Annotated in this window: 19 protein-coding genes; 16 read left to right on the forward strand and 3 right to left on the reverse strand. The window is 64.7% G+C overall.

Annotated elements, in window-relative coordinates; translation table 11 throughout:
- Positions 1–79: 79 nt before the first annotated feature.
- A complete protein-coding gene (locus H8R17_RS01200) occupies positions 80–928 on the reverse strand; it encodes a hypothetical protein (protein ID WP_187821187.1) in 849 nt (282 codons plus the stop codon).
- On the reverse strand, positions 928–2,247 hold the full coding sequence (gene eccE / locus H8R17_RS01205) for a type VII secretion protein EccE (RefSeq protein WP_187821188.1): 1,320 nt from the start codon (positions 2,245–2,247) through the stop codon (positions 928–930). The genes H8R17_RS01200 and eccE overlap by 1 nt, the downstream gene beginning before the upstream one ends.
- Before the next feature lie 521 nt (positions 2,248–2,768).
- Between eccE and eccB the strand changes: the two genes are divergently transcribed.
- The 16 genes from eccB to H8R17_RS01280 all read left to right on the forward strand — a co-directional run bounded on the left by eccB (position 2,769) and on the right by H8R17_RS01280 (position 16,845).
- Positions 2,769–4,355, forward strand: a complete 1,587-nt coding sequence (gene eccB / locus H8R17_RS01210) for a type VII secretion protein EccB (RefSeq protein ID WP_187821189.1) — start codon at positions 2,769–2,771, stop codon at positions 4,353–4,355.
- Positions 4,356–4,571: 216 nt separating this feature from the next.
- Positions 4,572–4,883, forward strand: a complete 312-nt coding sequence (locus tag H8R17_RS01215; protein ID WP_187821190.1) for a WXG100 family type VII secretion target — start codon at positions 4,572–4,574, stop codon at positions 4,881–4,883.
- A gap of 81 nt (positions 4,884–4,964) precedes the next feature.
- Positions 4,965–5,255, forward strand: coding sequence for a WXG100 family type VII secretion target (locus H8R17_RS01220; protein WP_187821191.1), 291 nt, complete (start codon positions 4,965–4,967; stop codon positions 5,253–5,255).
- 282 nt (positions 5,256–5,537) lie between these two features.
- A complete protein-coding gene (gene mycP / locus H8R17_RS01225; RefSeq protein WP_316959269.1) occupies positions 5,538–6,821 on the forward strand; it encodes a type VII secretion-associated serine protease mycosin in 1,284 nt (427 codons plus the stop codon).
- A gap of 72 nt (positions 6,822–6,893) precedes the next feature.
- Positions 6,894–7,229 carry a hypothetical protein gene (locus tag H8R17_RS01230; RefSeq protein WP_187821193.1) on the forward strand — a complete coding sequence of 112 codons (336 nt, stop codon included), beginning with the start codon at positions 6,894–6,896 and terminating at the stop codon, positions 7,227–7,229.
- 41 nt (positions 7,230–7,270) lie between these two features.
- Positions 7,271–8,815, forward strand: coding sequence for a WXG100 family type VII secretion target (locus H8R17_RS01235; protein ID WP_187821194.1), 1,545 nt, complete (start codon positions 7,271–7,273; stop codon positions 8,813–8,815).
- A gap of 202 nt (positions 8,816–9,017) precedes the next feature.
- Complete coding sequence (gene mycP, locus H8R17_RS01240; RefSeq protein ID WP_399476095.1) at positions 9,018–10,247, forward strand: type VII secretion-associated serine protease mycosin; 1,230 nt, start codon at positions 9,018–9,020, stop codon at positions 10,245–10,247.
- 283 nt (positions 10,248–10,530) lie between these two features.
- Entirely contained in the window at positions 10,531–10,929 is a 399-nt protein-coding gene (locus H8R17_RS01245; protein ID WP_187821196.1) for a hypothetical protein, read from the forward strand.
- A gap of 49 nt (positions 10,930–10,978) precedes the next feature.
- On the forward strand, positions 10,979–12,088 hold the full coding sequence (locus tag H8R17_RS01250) for a hypothetical protein (protein WP_187821197.1): 1,110 nt from the start codon (positions 10,979–10,981) through the stop codon (positions 12,086–12,088).
- Between the two features lie 34 nt (positions 12,089–12,122).
- Positions 12,123–12,443 carry a hypothetical protein gene (locus tag H8R17_RS01255; RefSeq protein WP_187821198.1) on the forward strand — a complete coding sequence of 107 codons (321 nt, stop codon included), beginning with the start codon at positions 12,123–12,125 and terminating at the stop codon, positions 12,441–12,443.
- A gap of 615 nt (positions 12,444–13,058) precedes the next feature.
- Positions 13,059–13,385: a hypothetical protein gene (locus H8R17_RS01260; protein WP_187821199.1), complete on the forward strand. Its 327-nt coding sequence runs from the start codon at positions 13,059–13,061 to the stop codon at positions 13,383–13,385.
- The gene (locus tag H8R17_RS46165; RefSeq protein ID WP_262504902.1) at positions 13,385–14,005 is read left to right on the forward strand and encodes a WXG100 family type VII secretion target; all 621 of its coding nucleotides are present in this window, start codon (positions 13,385–13,387) and stop codon (positions 14,003–14,005) included. The genes H8R17_RS01260 and H8R17_RS46165 overlap by 1 nt, the downstream gene beginning before the upstream one ends.
- Positions 13,945–14,664, forward strand: coding sequence for a hypothetical protein (locus H8R17_RS46170; RefSeq protein WP_262504903.1), 720 nt, complete (start codon positions 13,945–13,947; stop codon positions 14,662–14,664). Before H8R17_RS46165 ends, H8R17_RS46170 begins: the two co-directional genes overlap by 61 nt.
- A gap of 37 nt (positions 14,665–14,701) precedes the next feature.
- A complete protein-coding gene (locus H8R17_RS01270; RefSeq protein ID WP_187821200.1) occupies positions 14,702–15,397 on the forward strand; it encodes a hypothetical protein in 696 nt (231 codons plus the stop codon).
- A gap of 14 nt (positions 15,398–15,411) precedes the next feature.
- Complete coding sequence (locus H8R17_RS01275) at positions 15,412–16,041, forward strand: hypothetical protein (RefSeq protein ID WP_187821201.1); 630 nt, start codon at positions 15,412–15,414, stop codon at positions 16,039–16,041.
- A gap of 447 nt (positions 16,042–16,488) precedes the next feature.
- Positions 16,489–16,845, forward strand: coding sequence for a hypothetical protein (locus H8R17_RS01280; protein WP_187821202.1), 357 nt, complete (start codon positions 16,489–16,491; stop codon positions 16,843–16,845).
- Between the two features lie 13 nt (positions 16,846–16,858).
- Here the strand turns inward: H8R17_RS01280 and tnpC are convergent.
- On the reverse strand, positions 16,859–17,827 hold a 969-nt coding region (gene tnpC / locus H8R17_RS01285), incomplete at its 5' end, for an IS66 family transposase (RefSeq protein ID WP_187821203.1).

Genomic DNA, 17,827 nt, shown 5'->3' on the forward strand with positions numbered 1-17,827 from the left:
GCCCCCATGGGCGAGGACGGAACAGCCCCGTGGTCGCGGCGCGGCTTGCTGCCGCCCCGCTCCCGGAGACGACGACGCGTCAGTCCATTCGGCGAGCCGCGCCGAGCAGGCCCGTCTCCGCGTCGGTGGGTTTGGTCATGACGAACTTGTGATGCTTGCGGGTGCACCACAGGGCAACGCCGTCGTGGAGGGTCGGCAGATGCTGGAGATGCTCGTCCGGGACACCCAGGGTGTCCCGTACGGCCTCGGTCTCGTACGGCGAGACGCGCTGGATCCCGACCAGATGGGCCTGGGCCAGCCAGCGCGGCGCATGCTCGCTGACGAAGGGCAGCACCGTCACCACGGCCTGCCACGGCACGGACGTCACCCGACCGCGCGGCGGGCGGATGCCGCAGTCGCGGAACAACACCACCGGACTCGAGACGGAGGGTCCTTGCGCGGGCACCCGCCCCACCGGATAGACCGTCACGCACTGCTGACCGCCGCCGGCCGCCTGGGCCAACTGCTGCCAGGCCTGGGGCCGGCCGGTCTCGACGCCCACGCGCGCACCCGTCGCTGCGGCCCGCAGCGCCAGCACCTGGGCGAGCCACAGACCACCCACGAGCACGACGTCGAAGGCGGTCGGACGGGACAGTCCGAGCACGGCCGGCTGCGATTCCGGGTCGGTGCCGATCAGCACACCGTCGTCACCGATCGGCATGCTGATCGCCGCGAGCTCGTCGGCGGTGACGACATGGCGGTTCCGGCGCGGCCCACGCAGCCCGAAACCCGGGCTGAAGATGCGGCGTTGCTGCTGCGGCGCCTCCGGCTGCCGGATGATGGGGATCATGCCGGTGTCGGTGGGCGAGGCCACGTGCGCGGGGGCGCGTCCCGAGGCGGCCCGGCCGCCCTGCTGTCCCGAGGGCATGGTCGAGGCGGGGTGGGACATCAGTACGTACCTCCGAGCGGCAGAGTGGCGAGCGCTCCCGGGACCTGCTCCCGGTCCAGACGGACGAGACCGACCTTCGCGGCGCTCGCGGCCCGTTCCAACTCACGTCCCACCTGGCCGAGTTCACTGTCGCCACGCGCGGTGACGCGGACGTGCCCGGTGAGGGAGACACCCCGGTTGCCGGCCCTGCTCAGGGTCATGCTGAACGTAGTGGCGAGCACCGGCAGCGAGGTGAACCGCGTGACCAGTTCGGGAAGCGCCACACCGCCGCTCCCCAACTGCGGCCAGCGGGAGACCCAGTACGTCGTGTGCCACCGGTCGTCGACCCGCCAGGTCCGCACCGACTCGACCGTACGCCGCTGGGGCGCTCGCCCGTCCTGGGAGTGCTGAGCGTTGACTCGTGGATTCAGGCAGCTGGACGTCGCGAGCGCCTGCACCAGCTCGTTCTCGTCCAGGATGGTCGCCTTGAAGCCGGCCCCGGCCAGTCGGCTCGCCAGCTGGTCCGCCACCCGCAGCAGTGCGCGCTGCGTCCCGGGAACGTCGTCTCCGCGAGCCTTGACCGCCTCCGGGCACAGCTCCGGGTCCAGCTTGAGGGCGACCCAGGTGAGCCGGAGCGCGGGAGAACCGGCCTGCGCCTGGAGGGGGCCGTACGACCGCGCGGCGAGCGACTGCGGGGGCAGATGCGGTGCGGGCGCCGGCTGGGTGTGCTGCACGACCTGTGCGGAGGCGAGACGGATCCCGTCGACCTCCAGGGCGTCCTGGATCAGCTGAAGCGGCAGCTGCCGCCCGGCGGACTCCGGACGCAGCGGCTGGTCTCCCGGCTGCGCGAAGAGCACGACGGTCAGGAAGGTTCCGTCGCCGATCATGCCGATCGAACGATTGTCACGGGACACGAAGCCGTACGTCCGCAGGGCGGGGTCGCACTCCACGGCCGGGGCCAGCATCGGGTCCGTCCCGGGCGGGACGGGCTGCTTGGCCTCGCGTCGACGGCTCCTCAGCGCGCGCGACGTCTCGTACCACTCGGGCAGCGGACGACGGCCCCGGCGCAGGACCGCCAGGAGCAGCAGCAGTGCCGCCACGGCGCCGGCCGGGGCCAGCAGCCAGGACACGTCGGCGGCCCAGGCGACCAGCATGACCGCCGCCGCGAACTCCACCAGGATGAGCTGCTGCAGCCGCACCGGGCCCAGACCACCGGGGCGGGGCAGCGTGCGCGGCGACGCGACGGGGGCGGCCGGAGCGGCCGACGCGCGTCTGCCGCTCGGGCCTCCTTGTTGCTGCTGTGCGCGGCGTCCGCGCCGAGTGCTCGTAGCGCTGGTCATCCCCCGGGACATCCCTTTCGCGAAGTAGTGGCCGTTCGACGGGCGGGATCCACTGTCCGACATCCCGGCGACGGGCCAGGGGCACCGATGGCCCACATCATTCATGCGAGTGGCTCACGGTACCCGCTGCGGAACGCGAGGCGACACAGGGGACACCGAAACCCCAGGTGGTCAGCCTGTCACGGACCGGCCCCGCATGGTGGAGCGCTGTGGTGAAGCTCTGTGAAGATGCGGGGTCGGCCGCACACCTGATGGATCGTCCTCCCGCGACGCAAGGCATAGTAGGTGCCTGCGCTGCCGAAGTGCCCTTTCGGGCACCCTGATTCGAGCACGATGGAGCCGCGGCCCACTGAGCAGGGTTGAGCCTTCGAGCGTGGGTGCGGGCGGCCAGGGGCGCGCGATCACGTGCGCGATCGAGCAGCACGAACACGATCGAGCAGCACGAACACGATCGAGCAGCACGAACACGATCGAGCAGCACGAACACGATCGAGCAGTACGAAACAGGAGACACGGGGACCATGGCAAAGCAGCGTCGGGATGAGCTCGCCGCCTACACGTTCGCTCGCAAGCGCACCGTCGCGGCGTTCCTGGCGCCGTCGCCGGGCGGCTCGGAGGAAGGCGCGCCGCGCCCGATCCGTACGGTGATGCCCAGCCTGGCGGTCGGCGTCGTACTGGTGGTGGGCTTCATCGCCTGGGGTGTGATCAAGCCGGCGGCGCCCAAGGGCTGGGACACCCCCGGCGCGTACATCATCGTCGACAGCGACTCCACGACGCGCTACGTCGTCCTCAACGACGAGACGTCGAACGGCAAGAAGACCCCGACGCTGCACCCCGTCCTCAACTACGCCTCGGCCAAGCTCCTCCTCGACAAGGGCAAGGGCAGCGTCATCGAGGTCCCCGGCAAGGAGATCGACAAGAGCGGCATCCCGCACGGCGCGACCCTCGGCATCCCGTACGCTCCCGACCGGCTGCCCTCCAAGGCCGACGCGGAGAAGGCGAAGACCTGGGCGGTGTGCGAGCGCCCGGCCCCGGGATCGGACGGCGCCATCGACCGTGCCGTCTTCGTCCTGGACGCCGACGACGCCAAGTCGCTCGACAACGCGGGGAAGGTCGACCCCAGCAGGGCCCTGTATGTCGTCGACAACAAGACCTCACAGGAGTTCCTGGTCGACGGCAAGGGCAACCGCTTCCTGCTGGGTGGCGAGACGGGCCTCGACACCACCGCCATGGCGCAGCTGCGCGCAGCCGTCATCGGCAGTACGGCCAAGCCGCAGCCGGTGAGCCAGGAGTGGCTGCGCACCCTCAACGAAGGCGGGGCCATCACCTTCCCGACGATCCCGTCCGCCGGCGAGCCGACCTCGGTCCAGGGGCTCCCCGCCAACGCGAGCACGGTGGGTCAAGTGCTCCAGGCGGACGACGCGCAGGGCAAGCAGTACTACGTCGTCCTCGAGGACAAGGTCGCCCTCGTCTCGCCCTTCGTCGCCGCCCTGATCGAGGCATCGCCCTCCGCCGCGGCGTCCGGGACCGACGCCGTCAAGCTCCCCGCCGGGACCATCATCGAAGCCAACGGTGGCCAGCCGGACACCTTCTACGCGGACAAGGGCTGGCCCCAGACCGTTCCGCGGCAGGCCAACCCCGCGGCCACGGCGACCGGCGAGGCCCGTACCACCTCGTGCAGCGTCTACAACGGCACCATCGGCGGGGACAACAAGCCACAGCTCGCCGCCTGGGCGGGAACGACGTACCCCAAGAAGGTCATCGCCGACTCGCTGAACGCCTACGTCTCGTCCGGCTCGGGGCTCCTCTTCCAGGAGGTCACCGGTGCGGCGGGGGGCGGCGGCGCGATGTACCTGCTGACGGACACGGGCCTGCGGTACTCGCTGCCGTCGAGCAACGACAGTGCGGCGGAGGGAAGCGGCAGTGGTTCGTCCCCGTCGGACGGGGCGGAAGGATCACAGGGTGCGAGCGAGACGGACAAGGCGCGCACGCGGCTGGGTTACGAGGATGTCTCCAACGCCGCGATCGTGCCGCAGACTTGGGCGACATTCATCCCGAAGGGGCCCACTCTGGACACCGGCAGGGCGGCGCAGCCGCAGAGCCAGTGACCGGCCAACGAGCCGTAGGCCAGGCGCACTTGACAGCAGGCGGCGCCTGGATCACAAGATGATCGCTCAAGTGTGTGAGCCCTGTAACTGATTGGCCTTGTCTGTGGATGAGTGACGGGCTGACGATAGAGTGTTTGCAGCGCCCAGGCGTGCGAAGCTTCTCCGGGAACCGGTACAAGGTTCCTGGATCAACGACGACATGGGGGAAGATTCATCATGGCCGGCCAGTTCCGGGTAACAGAGGACGAACTCACCAAGCTCTCCGGTGACATCAACACCGCGAACGGTCAGCTGCAGGGCGAGATCCGCCGCCTCAACGGAGTGATCGAGCAGATCGCCGGCGGCTGGCAGGGCCAGGCGGCCAAGTCCTACCACCAACTGCAGGAGCGCTGGAACGCGGACGCGAAGAAGATGAGCGACATCCTCAACGACATCAAGGAAGCCGTGGACTCCACGCGGAGCAACTACTCCGCGTCGGAAGAGCAGCAGAACTCCGAGATCAGCAAGATCATGTCCGACTTCGGCTGATCCAGCCGTTCCGGTCTGCAGTTCTTCGGTTCTTCCAGATTTCCACCGACTTCCTTCGATTCTTCCTGAAAGGGAACGACGATGTCGATTCTCGTCAATTACGCAACCATCACCAACGCGTCCTCGGACGTGCGCACGACCGCCGGCCGTATCAAGCAGCAGCTCGACGACCTCGAGGCCGCGGTCAAGCGCGTCGCCGCGACCTGGGAAGGCGAGGCGCAGGAGGGCTACCAGCGCAAGCAGCGCGAGTGGGACAAGACCGCTGCCGACCTGCACGCGACCCTGCTGAAGATCTCCACGGCGCTGCAGAGCGCGGCTGACAACTACCAGGCCACGGAGAAGAGCAACGCCAACACCTGGGGCTGTGGGTGACCCGAGGGGCATGAGATGAAGAGAATCGGCCCAGCAGACGCGACGGCGTCCGCTGGGCCGACCTCTGCTTCGGGGTCGTACACGGCTTCTGCGAGACCGCACACAGCAAATCCAGCAAGTCTTCACACGCTTCGCTACATCCGTCACACATACATGACCCAGCTTCGAAGGAAGCAAGGAAGCCCTGGGGGCCTGAACATGGGGGGCCTGAACGTGGAGGGCCAGACAGCCCGTTCGCGTAGCCGCAACAGTGGAACCCGCGCACTACGGCGGGTTTTTGGCGTGCTTGCGGCGACCGGGATCTGCTTTGCGTCGGCACCACCGGCATTCGCTGACCCGGCGGCGGCCACCCGCCTCGCCGACTCGGGCGCCCGTGGCTCCGGCAGCCCCGGCAGCTCGAACTTCGGCCTTTCGGCCAGCACGGAATGCGTCTTCGGCGGCGACGTCATCAAGTCCACGCCGTGGTCACTCCAGCGGATCCTCCTGGACCAGCTGTGGGAACAGGCGACGGGCAAGAACGTCACGGTCGCGGTGATCGACACGGGCGTCGACGACTCCAACCGCCAACTCCGCGGTGCCATGGCCCCAGGCAGCAAGTCCTACGTCGGCGGCTCCGGCACCGAGGACATCGAAGGCCACGGCACCCGGGTCGCGGGCATCATCGCCGCCCGCCCGCTCAAGGGCACGGGCTTCGTGGGTATCGCACCGGACGCCAAGATCCTCTCCCTCCGCTACTCGGGCGGAGAGGGGGAGAAGCAGGGCGACTCGGGGACGATGTCCCAGGCGATCAGCGCCGCAGTCGCTGCGGGCGCGAAGATCATCAACATCTCCTCGGACACCGCGGACAAGGAAGACAACGAGGGACTGCGGCGGGCCGTGGCCAATGCGGTGGACGCAGGCGCCCTGATCGTGGCGGCCGCCGGCAACGACGGAGCCGACGGCAAGTCCGCTGACACCTACCCCGCCTCGTACCCGGGCGTCCTGGCGGTGGCGGCCTCCGACCGCAACGACGAACGCGCCTTCTTCTCACAGGCCGGCGACTTCGTCGACGTCGCGGCCCCTGGCGTCGGCATGGTCTCCACGGTCCCCGTGAACGGCCAGTGCACCGCCGACGGCACGAGCTTCGCCGCCCCGTACGTCGCGGGCGTCGCGGCCCTCCTGAAGGAGAAACACCCGACCTGGAAGGCCGCCCAGATCGCCACCCGCATCGAGGAGACTGCTCAGCGTCCGGGCCGCGGGCCCAACCGGTTCATTGGGTGGGGGGTCGTGGATCCGGTCGCTGCGTTGTCGGACGACTCCACGCCGGGGACGTCTCCGAAGCCGGATCCGCCGGCGACGGTGCGGTCCGGCGAGGTCGTTCCCATGGCGGTGACGATGGGCGAGAGCGAGGCGGAGCGGGAACGCCGGATCGCCATTTACGTGTTGGGCACGGGGCTGGCTCTGGCGCTTGTGGTTGCGGGGAGTGGGGTGGCTGTGCGGGACTGGCGTAGTCGGCGTGGTGGGCGTGGTGGGCGTGCTGGGCAAGTTGGACGGGCTGGACGTAGTGGACGGGCTGCTGGGCAGTAGTCGGGCTGGGCGATGGCTTGAGCACCGAGTGGGTGCTGACAACTTGAGGAACAGGGGAGAGGACAACGGGGTATGAGTAACGGAATGCGGGTTGATCTGAGCGCGCTGGATGAGGTCATCCGGAAGCTCAACGGCCTTCTCTCAGACATGGATAAGGCCAACACCAAGGCCAAGTATGAGACGGACATCCCGAGCACGGCGTTCGGGAGCATGAAGTTCCTTGAGTCCAACGAGCTTCACGCAGCCCACCAGAAGCAGAAGACCAGGATTGAGAACATCATCAAGGGGCTGCATCAGCTCATCGATGATTTCGGTACCAGTACCTCGAAGGTCAGGGACAAGTACAGCAACCAGGAGCAGGCCAACCAGCAGGGTGTGAGCGAGGCTCCCAAGGGTGCGGCCAACTAAGCGGTTCAGTAACCGGTCACTGACGGAGGGGACGTTCGAAAATGTATGGCTACGGCTACCAGAACCCTGAGTACATCAAGGCTCAGCAAGAGGCACGAGAGCGGCGGATCGAGGACAAGCACGACGAGAAGCTCGAATCGCTCCCCAACGGAGGTATGGGGGGGCCGGACCGCAGCCAGCTCGACACGCCCTTCATGAAGATGGGCATCCCTGAGCTCCGATCCATGATCCTGGACGCAGACCCCGGCCGTATCTATGAGGTCAGCCAGCACTGGAAGTCGATCCACAACATCCTGTCTGGCGGCGACGGCGACGGCAAGAGCGGCGGCGTGGACTCGGTATCGGCGAAGGACAGCGTCGCCGGCATGATGCAGAGCGCCATTGAAAACGTCCTCGAGCACTGGGAGGGCGAGGCGTCCGAGGCGTTCCGCAAGAAGGCCAACGAGATCATGCAGAACATCCGGAACGGAGCTGCGTGGGCTAACCACTACGGGGAAGCCATGCACGCCGTCCAGAACGATCTGCGCAACTCCATGTCCAAAATGCGGGACGTCGAAGAGCCTTCCGGCTGGGACAGGGCCTGGGACAAGCTTACGGACGACGGGCGCAGCGATGAGCAACTGCTGAAAGACATCAACAGTGGCGTGAGTACGGACGCCGCCCGCCAGGCGAATGCCGACTCCTTGTCGAAGGGCAAGGAAAAGCAGCTGGAGGGGGTGGCGATCATGGAGCAGTTGGCTGTCAACTACAAGGTCTATGCCAGGCCGCCTGCTGGCGGCATTGACGATCACCAGAAGGACCCCTTCTCGCCGCCAAATCCCGGTACGCCCATGCCGACTCCTATTTCGATGCCGTCTGGTGGCGGCACCGGCCCAGGTGCCGGAGCAGGCACCGCTAAGCCGTGGAGCGCCGGGCCGACAACGAGCGTCAAGCCGGCGCCTACGGTGCCCCGTGACCCGGGCATCACGGGAGGCTCGCAGCTCCCGACGTCTAAGACGAGGATTGACAGCATTTCCCCCGGGATGACGGGGATTGGATCCGTCACGGGTACGGGCGGAGGCATCAGCGGCGGTGGTGGCGGTATCGGTACCGGCGGCGCTCAGGGCCCAGGCATCATGGCTCCTGGCGGAGCATCGGGCCTCGCGGGCGGTGCTGCCGCACGCGGCGGCATCGGAGCCGCGGGCGGTCGCGGTGGTCTGGCTGGTGGCGGTGCGGCAGCAGGCCGTGGTGCCGGAGGCCGAGCCGGTATGGGCGGCATGGGTGGCGCCGGAGCAGGCGCAGCTGGCCGAGGTGGTGCTGGCGCCGGCGGTCGCGGAGCCCTAGCGAGGTCCCGTGGCGGTGTGGTCGGCGCAGCCAAGGGGGTCACTGGCAAGGGCGCCGGTGGCGGTGCAGGCTTGCACGGAAGCCGCGGCGGAAGCCAGCGCGGCGGCATGGCGGGTGGAGCTGGCGGTGTGGGCGGCCGTAACGGCCGGCGGTCCGAGGAAGAGAACAGCAGGGGCGACCGTCCCGACTACTTGGTCGAGGACGAAGAGACCTGGATCTCGGAAGAAGACCGCAACCGCAACGTTCCGCGGACCATCGAGTAAGCACCGCAGGCCGAACGGAGAGTCGTCGGCTGCACCCCTATGAAGGCTGGTCCCCAGCCATGGTTGAGTGAGGAGCAAGGAATTGGGTTTCAAGCGAGTCTGGTCCACGACGGGAGTCGTGGCATTGACAGGAGCCTTGCTCCTCACTTCAGCCCCGGGGGCGTGGGCCGATCAAGTAAGAGATGCTCAGTGGCCACTAACGGTGTACGACGCTGAAAAGGTTTGGAAAACCTCCGAAGGGGCGGGAGTCACCGTTGCTGTAATCGACTCTGGTGTAGATGCCAGTCACCCGGATCTTGCCGGACAGGTTCTGCCTGGCAAAGACTTCACAGGCGGAGGTAACGCTCACAAGGATGAGGACGGGCATGGTACAGGAATGGCCAGCCTCATCGCTGGTCATGGCCACGGGGTGGATAATTCATCTGGAGTTATGGGCCTGGCGCCCAAGGCTAAAATCCTGCCGGTGCGAACCTGGACCACTCCGAACACGCTGAAATCAGACGATTGGGCTGCTGGCGTTCGGTACGCGGTAGATCAGGGTGCGTCAGTAATCAACCTGTCACTCAATGATTCATCTGCCTATCCCGGCTCAAAGGCTGCCAAGGCAATTGAATATGCGCAAGCAAAAGACGTTGTAGTTGTAGCAGGTACAGGTAACGACGCAGGGACGGTCAACTATCCGGCCGCGCTCCCAGGAGTGGTGGCTGTCTCAGCGGTGGACAAGGCGCTTAACTTCTGGTCTAAGTCAAACACCGGGAACGTCACTGTCGCAGCACCGGGGGTGGAAACCCCTCAGGCTGACCCGACCAGCCGCAGTGGTTACGTGGTAGCCGACGGAACTTCTGGTTCTACGGCCTACGTCTCAGCCATCGTCGCGCTCCTCCGCTCCAAATACCCCGACCTAACCGCAGGTCAGATCATCAACCGCCTGGTCAAGTCGGCATCCTTCCTGCAGCACGAGGGTAAGAAGGCCCCGGACAAGGAACTGGGTTACGGAATCGCCCGCCCCGGTACAGCGCTGACGATGGACATCCCCAAGGGCCCCAAGCAGGGCCCCCTCGCCCAGTCCTCCTCGTCCACGTCGACGAATTCAGGTGCTGCGGCCGGCGACAATGACAGCACGAGCCAGGTCAAGAAAAAGAAGAAGTCCTCCTCGGGCAACATCCTCCTCATCGCCGGCATCGCAGCCGCAGTGGTCGTCATCGCCGTCCTCTTCGCGGTGATCCGCAGTCGCCGCAACCGCGGTAACGGCGGCCCCGGCTCCGGCGGCGGAACCCCTCCTGCTGGCACGGGCTACCCGCCCCAGCCCCCGACGGGCTATCAGCAGTACCCCAACACAGCTCCCAACCAGGGCGGCTACCCCATGCCTCCGGGACAGCAGCCGCAGCAGCCCAACCCGTATGCCCAACAGCCCCCGCACCAAGGGCAGTAGCAGGAACGTGGCTATCAAGGGGCGGCGGAGAGCGTTTGAGTATCGCGGTTCTCGTGATCCTTGTGGCGCTAGGCAATGCCATCGAGATGTGTCACAACTGGCAAACAGAGGGCGGAGGCCATCCGCGTAGGGGGATTCTTGCGTTCGGGCCGGCAGTACTCCTATCCGGACTCGGAGCCGGACCAGCTCTCTTAGTCCGGAGCGATGTTGCAATCTCTGAACACCGAAGACAAGGCAATTGTGCGGTACTCCCTAACGAGACAGAAGGCTGTAGGGACAACGAATGACTGGCGAGCCCGACAAGAAAGTCGATGAGTCCGAGTTCCTGGACATTGCAAAGGACCCCGCGGAAGCGCGCGCCTTGCGGAAGGCGCTGGAGCAGCTGGCGACCGGCAGCGCGGGGGATGTCTTGAAAGAGATGTCACAGGAAGTCTTGTCCGGCCGCGTCGGACTGCGTGAGGCTTCAAGCATTCCGGCCTATGCCGAAGCGGTGAGTGAACGCAACCACGACTCTCTGAAGGCTTGGGACGAGATGTCAGAGCAAAAACGCGCTGCCAAAGCCGCGGAAGGCGAGCGGTACCTCGGTGAGCTGCGTCAGGAAATAACTGAGGAGCGTGACGTGAAAAACGCTCGAGATAGTGAGAAGTCCCGCCATAGCGGGAAGGGCTGGTCCCTCTACTAGACCGGGACTTAAACGGCTCGCGATACTGACATGCAAAGGGGGAGTGGCTATGGGTTTCTCGGTGCAGGCTGACGACCTCGAGGGATACGGAAAACTCCTATCTCGCGCCGATGAAGATTTGCAGGCTGGCGTAAAGTTCGTGACGAACCATGCCAAAATCAATGATCAAGCCGGTGACCTTTGGCAGTTCGTATTTGGCCAACACGGCGAGATTGTCGAGGAAGCGAAGACGTGTCTTAATCGTTTTCAACGCATCATCAAGGCATCCTCGGATGAGCTCGCAAAGTCGGCTGAATATTACCGGACTACTGATGCCGACCAGGCTCGGCAACTTGACGGCCAGTATCCGGCAAGTAAGGCCGACCGTAAAAGTGACGCTGAGGCGGGCAAGGGAGGTTCTTCGAGTTTCACCGACAAGGTGGACGCCACGGACCGTTTGAAGGCGCCAGGCGGTGCTGACGGCTATGGCGCGGAGTTTGTGTCGGAGTTGAAAGGGCTGCCGGTTGAGAAGACTCTCGGCACACTTCTCGATTTCGGAAGCCCGTCAGCCATCGCTCTGGAATTCATCAAGATGTTCACGGGTTGGGACCCTATTGGCGACTTCACAAAGTGGATGGCAGGAGACTGGGAGTCCTTCCAAGAATGCGCTGACGTATGGGGAAGCCTTGGGGGAATCAGCGATGGCGTAACCGTGAATGTACGTGCTGGCAATGTCGAACTGGATTCGTCATGGCAGGGGAATGCCGCAGATGCGGCGTATGCATACTTTGACGAACTAGGCGGTCGACTCGACTCCTTGAAGGATACGTTTAGTTCGCTTCAGGCGAAGTACGAGGACATCGCGAGAACGGTCTATTCTTTTGCTGAACTGATCAAGTCGTTCATCATGGACGCCATCGACAGGGGTTTGGCAGGGGCCATCAAGATGGCTGCAGGTGCAGTCTCGGGACCGTGGGCGGCTGTAGCGCTCTATGCCTTGGCGATCAAGGATGCCATCGAGGTTATTGAAAAATACAAGGAGGCAGTTCAGATGTACGACAGGCTCCTCAAAGTCGTCAATGGTATCTGTGGTATTGCCCGAGGCGCCATGGCTAAGACCATTCATGATGCACAGAGCTTCCCCGTACCGGGCTCTGCTTACAACAACCCGGCAGTTTAGACGGCGGATCATAGCTGATCTGGAGGAATCTATCATGACTGTCCCCGAACTTCCCCCCATGGAGGAACCGAAACCAGGAGACGGGGACAGCTATTTTCAATATCATGACTACCTTTATTACATCTGGGTGCTGATCGCGGCGGCGATTCTGCTCCCCCTGGTTTTCGTCTACAGGGCACGAGCGCAGCTGGATCTCATCTGGATTCCGATTCTCAATATGTGCATCACCTACGGTGTGCTCTTCTTCACGATTCGTGCATGGCGCCAGAAGAAATATCGCCGGGTCTACCTCGGTTTCGCAGCCGTGGTGACCAGTCTCTTGGTGAGTGCCTCGGCTTACTCGATACTGACGTGAACCGAATCGCTCAAGCGTGTGGATTCACGCTATGGCCCTCCTGCTGAGTTCCGTCGGACTCCCATTCTGCAGTGACGTAGATGCCAAGAACGAGAAGGGATAATTTTCAATGGGCCTCATCGCCCTTGTGGTTGGAATCGCTGGCATCGGAGCCGTAATTGGCGCCATCGTCGTCTTCGCTGCACTGCGTAACCGCCGAAACTCGGGTACCGGCCCGATCAACCCTGGCACCGGGAGTTACCCCCAGAACATGGGTTACCCGGCTCAACAGCCGTTCTACCCCCATGCCCAGCAGTCGTACCTGGCAACTCCCAATCAGGGGCACCCCAATGCAGCTCCAAGTCAGGGGCACCCCATGTCTCCAGGACAGCCCCCGCAGCATCCCAACCCGTATGCCCCACAGCCTCCGTACCAAGGACAGTAAGAATCCGCCACATCCGCGTTGGGGCAGGTGGATAAGTAGCGAACGACTCAAGAGATGGGTCGTTTGATTCCGAGTTCCGGGAATTTGCGTAGGGGCCGCTGGATACAGGCGCGGGCATGGGATCGCGATTATCGGTAGCTTCCGCGAACTCGCCCTCGTTCCCATCCGTCATTCAAGGAGCCATTTTCTTCATGGGGGAGCACTTTAAAACGGATATAGATCAGCTGGGGCACTTCCTCAAGACCCTTGAGGGCTGCATCAGGGATCTGAACGAGGCGCGGGCCGCTCTGGCTCACGTCCGTGCCGAGCAGATTGGGACCCAGCGTCTCGACGAGGCGTGTGACGGCTTCCAAGAGCGCTGGAAGTACGGGTCCGAACAGACCAAGAAGATGATCGAGGGCGTCAGCGAGGGGGTGAAGTCCAACAAGAAGGGCTACGAAGAGGTCGAGAAAGCCTTGGAGCAGGCCTTCAAGCACCTGGCAGAGCAGGCCACGTCGGGTGGAGGGGGTGCGAAGTAATGGCAGCGAACCCCTACCCCAACCTCGGCTGGAATCCAGTACCTGGCATCCCCAGTGAAGTTAATGCCCTGAGGCAGAAGGTCAGTTCGGCCGCTACCGCGTTGCGCAGCTGTCACACGCAGCTCGATAAGCTGATCGGTGAAAGCAGCTATTGGGAAGGCGACGCGGCGAAGGCGTTCAAGGATGCCATCGACGGCGAGCTGCCGAAGTACATCAAGAATGCTGCCCGCTCCTTGGAGAAGGCGGCGGCACAACTGGGAAATTGGGACGGGCATCTGACGTCCAACCGCGATTTGGCGCAGAAATACGACGATGTGGCAGCCGAGAAGAAGTCCGCGATCGCGTCGGCCAAAGAACGTCACGCCCAGGCCGAGAAACACCCGAACCTGGGGCTCGCCGGCCAGCAGTTCTCCACACAGGAAGAGGCCGACGCGGCGACTGAGCGGTTGCGGGCAGCTGAGCGCAATCTCAACGAAGCGACAAGGCCAATGGGGAGTACGAGGGGGTCATTGCGAAAGCTCGGGAGCTGGAGGCCACTCACACGGACAACGCCGAAGCGGTGGCCAAGTCACTTGACGATGCTACGGACAAGCTGGCACCGAAAGAACCGGGGTGGCTGAGTAAAGCCGTCAGTGCCATATGGGACACCACTAAAGCAGTTGGCGCATTCCTGTTGAAACACGCCGGCACCATCGGAGCCATTGCCGGTCTGCTCGCCCTCTTCCCTACTCCGCTGGCACCACTGTTCGCGGGCGTTGCCCTGGTCGCTAGCGGGGCTTCCATGGGTAAGAATTTCGCCGATGATGATTTCAGAGAAGCCTTCTTTCCATGGGGCGACAAGTTCGGGTGGAATATGAAAACTTTCTCCGCTTATGCCTCCTTTGGTGGTGACGCGCTCGGGATGGTACCCGGTGCAAAGGCTCTCACCACGGCAAGCCGAGAAATCGCCGACGGTCTTCGGATGGCCGACGAAATGGGCGTGGCCGTTAAGAACGTCGAAAAGGTGCAGGAGTTCGGCAGGGAGTTCGGTCATGTCTTCAAGACGAGTGCCAAGGCCGGCGTGGACGACGCCTGGGAAGCTGCAGCCAACAGTGCGAGCGGTTCTGCCAAGCTGCTGGCTAATATCAGTGCCAACGGACTCAATTTCGCAGCGAATTCCATGTCTTCACTTGAGGAAGAGGGAGTGCTCCCTAAGGAAGGTAGCAGTCATAACTTTGCGGAGGTCACCAAGGCTGGCGCCAGTCTCCTCGGCCTCGCTGGAGAGCTGAAGCTCGTATGACGCACATTGCCGCCGACCCTGAAAGGCGCACCGCCCCGTGACCCAGCTGAAGACGGAGCCAGTGAGCGAGCGGGAGCCGGCCTTCTGGTATTTGATTCCACATGGCTACTTGCAATTGGATCTTAACCCTCCGGTGGAGCAGATTGAGACGCTGATCCGGCAGTTGCTCAGTCTGCCGGATGAGATGCGCGACCGTGCAGAAGAAGTCCTGCGGTTCTACGCCGGTGTTGTCACTTCGCTGAATGCGAATCGTGTGCAGGCCTGCTTGGTCGGTTCACATCCGGACGACGCTGGTAGGATTGCGTTCTCTGTGCTTACCGTCTCGATAGTCCCGACGTCCGGGGCCAACGCCAAATTGGTGATCGCTGCGCTGGCGGGTGCTGGCAGTCCCGACGAGGGCATGCGGCCTCTGGAACTTCCGTGCGGTACGGGCCTTCTTGTCGAGAAAAAGCTCAGCACCACTGCCCCGGGCAGGCCACCCGAAGGCAGTGACACTCCCCCGCAGGGTCAGGTCTGGCAGGGCACAGTCGCGGTGACGGGTACCGGCATTCCCGACATCATAATGATCCAGATGGTGACGGCCTCTGTTGGGCTCGCAGACGACTATAGAGATATCTTGCTCGGCGTCGCTCACACAGTGACATTCACCGATCCGTCGATCCCCGAAACGGGGAGCAACGTGGATCCCGAGCCGGGGAGTGCGGCCGCCTCGATACGCAGCGATTTCGGGTGAGGACGGAGAACCACATGATGAGCGTAAATGTAGCACCCGATGTCGAGCAGGTGCTCAAGCACAACACGAGACAGTGGGCAAAGCATGTTACAGGGCGCATCGCTCTCGGTCTGGCTTGGATTGCGTTGCCGTTCGTTCTGCATGTAGTGGGGGTCCCGGATTCCTTTTTCACGGCGCTTCCCGTCCTTGCCGGGTTCTATGTCCTGCTGTTTCTGCTCATTCGGACCAGCCGCGGTCGACGTCTCGCGGCGTGCGAGAGGGTGCTGCGCACCTATCCGCTCGAATACCACACGAGAGTGGTCAAGAAGAGCGAGCAGTGGCTGCTGCTCGGCACGGTGTTCACTGTCAAGGTTTCCACTCGCGGTCAGCACGGCGCACCGCTAATGCGCGCGGTCAACGCGTCAACGGTCCGTCGCTGGCCCAAGAGTGCAGAGGATGGCGGTGCTTGGGTCGCGGGTGATCTTCCCTTTGGCGGTGTCCTGATTGTGCCCGGCACCAGTGACATGTTGTTCATGCAGCCAGCTGACTGGCAAAAGTTCGCCGACGAGCGCGAGCAAGCCGATCCCTCACGTAGCGGGCGGGCACAGCATGCCGGGCTCACTCAGTTGGTGGAGAAGGAACCGAACATTACGCATTTCTACTAGGCCCCCACGTCACAGTGACGACGCCAGGCCTCCCACCCACGGTGGTGCCGGGTGCACTCGCGACCTGTGCTGAACCTGCGGGGAGCGATCTACGGACGAGGTGTAGCTATTCAGCAGGGTTCGACGGACGCTGCTGACACCGTACAGATCTTCCGGAATGTCGATGCCACCGAGTTCGACTCCCTCGCCAAGATGGGCAAGTTCGGGACCGGAGAGGGCCAGATGGCGGGGGAGTGGTTCGCGACCCAGGGCGAGCACGCCGACCGGTGGGGGGGGAGCTCCTCAACGGTGGTGAGGGCCTGACCGTCACGACGCGGATACCCAGCTCGTTGGCTGACCAGCTGCACTTCCACGCGGGCAAGTTGGATGGAGTCGGCCCGGCTACTACGCCGACGGAGGCCAACTCGCCCAGATCAACCAGCAGATGAGCGGAATCGAGTTGTGGCCATGATGGAGAAGGTCGAGAAGCCGGTGGCCGAGGCCGTGGTGCGTTGGCGTACGCCTGACGAAGGCGGGCGGCATTCAGGTCCTCCGACCGCGCCGGTCTACATGGCCACGGCCGTGTTCGTCCAGGGGGATGACAGCGAAGTGCAGCCCGGGTGGCCGGCGTCAGCAGACCAGCTGAGCATCCTGCTGCAGAAGACCGGGCAGTTGGACGAGCGCCGCTGGCGCTACCTGGTCGGCTTCCTCGCCCCCGAGCTGGCACGCCCGCACCTGAAGCCCGGAGCCGAACTGCTCGTGCTCGAAGGTCCGCGTGTGGTCGGATCCGCACAACTCAGCGCCGTGATCGAGCAGGGCGGGTAGAACCGTGCGTGGGTCAGGCCGCAGCCACCGCCATCGGAGTCAGGGCAGGGGGGAGCCACGCATCCGTGGCGAAGAGCTCCACGAGTGCGTCGAGTCTGTCGCGTCCCCACTTGCCGACGGTGGACAGGTAGGACTGGACGATGGCGAAGTCGGCGAGTCCTTGCAGGGTGCGCCAGCAGCCACCAGAGGTCCGCTGCTGGACCTTGACCGGGCGTTGATCCCTCTCCGCGAGATTGTTGCTGAAGGGCACCGCGAGGTCGGTGGCGAAGCGCAGGATCATGTCCTCGTAGCGTCCGAAGCGGCGGATCAGCGTGCCCGCTTCGTCGGCGAGCGGGCCGCGTCGGCCGGTGTTGTGGTCGCGTCCGTGGGCGAGCGCGCCCAGGTAGCGGTTGCGGATCCGGGCCAGCTGGTGCGCGGGCAGCGCGTCCAGTCCGCTCGCACGGGCCTGCTCGGCGGCAGTCTTGGCGGCCAGGAGGGTATCGGCCATGGCCTTGGCCCACAGCTGGCTGGCCGGGTCGCCGTCGTGCACGCTGCGAAGATCGCGGAGCAGGTGGGCGCCGCACCAGGCGTGCGCGATGCGGTCGAGGTGGGTATAGCCGCCGTAGCCGTCGCGCACGAGGACGCCGTCGAAGGCCGGCCAGATCCCGCCCGCGTCGATCGTGGCGGCGGTGCGGTCGCCGGTGTGCATCGCGGTCAGGTACTCGGTGCACGCCACGTGCAGGTACACGTTCTTCCCGGCGGCGCGGGCGATCGTCTCGTCGGCGTGCGCCACCGGTGCGGCGGCGATCAACTCCTTGACGCGGGGCAGGAACGCCGCCTCCAGCAGCCGGGCCGCGCGGCCCTGCACCGAGGCGACGAACCCGGTCGACATGTCCGCGCCGAGCAGGGTCTTTAGCACGGCCGTGGCCCGGCGCACCGGCAGGTGGTGCGCGCACACCAGCCACGCGGCCCGCGCAGCGAGCTTCGGCCCGTACTGGGTCCG

This window comes from Streptomyces sp. TRM68367 (assembly GCF_014495685.1).
GTDB lineage: Bacteria > Actinomycetota > Actinomycetes > Streptomycetales > Streptomycetaceae > Streptomyces.